The sequence below is a fragment of the Streptomyces sp. NPDC054770 genome, from assembly GCF_053611985.1.
Map to the genome: position 1 here is coordinate 1 of NZ_JBSHBL010000189.1, position 2,367 is coordinate 2,367.

A 2,367-nucleotide genomic window follows, 5' to 3' on the forward strand; every position below is an offset into this window, starting at 1 on the left:
AACGACGGCACGCACTTCTACACCCGCGGCAAGGTCGTCACCACCCGCTGGCCCGACCCGGCGGACGCGCCCGCGGGCGTCGACCTGGGCTTCCCGCGCAACCACTGAGTGTGATCGCCTGACCTGGTCGAGGCCGTCCGGATACCGGACGGCCTCGACTTTTTTTGTCAGCGGAGCTGCGGTTCTCGTTTGTGCGGGATGAAACGGGTGACTTAAGTTCTTTGCGTTCATGACCTTGAAAAGCAAGGTCATGGGAGCAGGGGGCTTGGTGATTGCCCCGCTACGCCGTTCGACCCTACGAAAGCGATGTGACCCTCGTCGCTTGAATGGTGCGGAATCCGAAGGTAAACAGCCATTGACGCCACGGTTTTCGTCGGGGTTCCATGCAGCACGGCCCAACCGCCGGAGGCATTCGCACGAGTCGATCGGAACCGCCGCATGACCGACACGCTCCGCCCTGCCGAGACCGCCGCCGTAGCGGCGTCCGACAGCCCCAAGACGCTCAAGCGCTCCATCGGAGTGGTCGGCGGCACCCTGCTCACCCTCTCCTGCGTCACACCGGCCTCCACGCTCTTCGTGGTCGTCCCCGACCTGTTCGGCTCCCTCGGGACCGCCACCGCCCTCACGATCGCCATCGGCTCCCTCCTCTGTATCGCCGTGGCCTTCTGCTACTCGGAGCTGGGCACCCTCATCCCCAGCGCGGGCGGCGAGTACGCGATGGTCTCGACGATGGCCGGACGCCTCGCGGGCTGGCTGGTCTTCGTCCTCTCCCTCCTCGTCGTGATGATCGTGCCCCCGGTGATCGCGATGGGCACGGCCGACTACCTGGCCCCGATCGTCCACCTGGACCCGGCCATGACCGGCGCCGGCGTGATGCTCCTCGCCACTCTCGCGGGCCTCCTGGACCTGCGCGCCAACGCCTGGATCACCGGCATCTTCCTGGTCCTCGAGGTCATCGCGGCGGGCGTGGTGGCCGTGCTGGGCTTCTCCCACAGCCACCGCGGGGTCGGCAGCCTCACGTCCATGCAGGTGGCGGACACCGGCGGCCACACCACCACGGTCACCGCGATGCTGGTCGTCTCCGGCCTGGCCATCGCCCTCTTCGTCACCCAGGGCTTCTCGACCGCGGTCTACCTCTCCGAGGAACTGGAGAACCCGCGCCGCAACGTAGCCCGTACGGTCCTGGCCACCCTCGCCATCTCCACGGTGGTCATCCTCGTCCCGGTCGCCGCGATCACCATGGGCGCGACCGACCTCAAGGCCCTCACGGGCGGCGACATCAGCGCCATGGTCACCGCCTGGTCCAACTCCGCGGTCGGCACCTTCGTCAGCCTCTGCGTGGCCCTCGCGATCATCAACGCGGGCATCGTCATGGTCATCCAGAACTCCCGCGTCCTGTTCGCCTCGGCCCGCGACAAGGCGTGGCCGGCACCGGTCAACAGCGCCCTGTCCCGGCTGGGCCGCTTCGGCTCCCCCTGGGTGGCCACCCTCGCCGTCGGCGTCCCCGGCGCGCTCCTCTGCTTCGTCAACCTGGACACCCTGTACGGCGTGACGGGCGTCTCGGTGACGGGCATGTACCTCCTCGTCGCCGTAGCGGCCCTGCTCTCCCGCCGAGGCCACCACAAGCACACCCCGGCATGGCGCATGCCGCTCTGGCCGACGATGCCGATCCTCCTCATCGTCGTCCTCGCCTACATCCTCACCCAGCAGGAGACGACCTACCTCCTCTGGACCGGCGGCATCACCGCCGCCGCCACCCTCTACTGGGCCTTCTACCTCCGCCCCCGCAAGGAAACCCACTGGGTGGTCTCCATCCCAGAGGACGCCCAGCCCTGAAGGGGACCCACCACCGGGATTAGGTGGGTGGAGTGGCCGTGTGCGGTGGAGCGGCGGTGTCTCGTGAACGCCGAGAAGAGCAGCCAACCCAGGGGCGCGGGGAACTGCGCGCCCAGCCCCCACCGGCCCGCGGGGACCCACCGTCCGGTCCGGCACCGCCGATATGCGCCGTCGTGGCTGATCGCCGTTGCGGCGGGATTGAGCGGCCGACGGGATTGGGCGCGGCGGCGGTGTTGGGTGGAGCGGCGGGGTTGGTTGGGCCGGCGGGGTTGGTTGGGTCGGCGGGGTTGGGGGGAGCGGCGGGGGGATTGGCAGTGTGGGGGAGGGGGGTGTACCGCGGGCGAAGTATGTGGCGGGGTGGGTCTACTCCTCGGGGATGGCCCGCTGTTCAGCCCATCGTCGGCATCGGATGTCGGTCCGGGCCCGTACCGTTGAAGCATGGATCTTCGACCCCCCGGCATACGAGCGCTGCTTCGGCGGCCGCGGCGGCTTATTTCCGCCCCGGCCGCCCTCGTCGTGCACGTCGGTGCC

The 2,367-nt window shown here is 69.2% G+C and carries 1 protein-coding gene; it reads left to right on the forward strand.

All coding sequences use genetic code 11. The annotated features are described in order from the left end of the window. Positions 1 to 438 precede the first annotated feature (438 nt). A complete protein-coding gene (locus ACWGKQ_RS52125) occupies positions 439 to 1,836 on the forward strand; it encodes an APC family permease (protein ID WP_453299172.1) in 1,398 nt (465 codons plus the stop codon). Positions 1,837 to 2,367 lie beyond the last annotated feature (531 nt).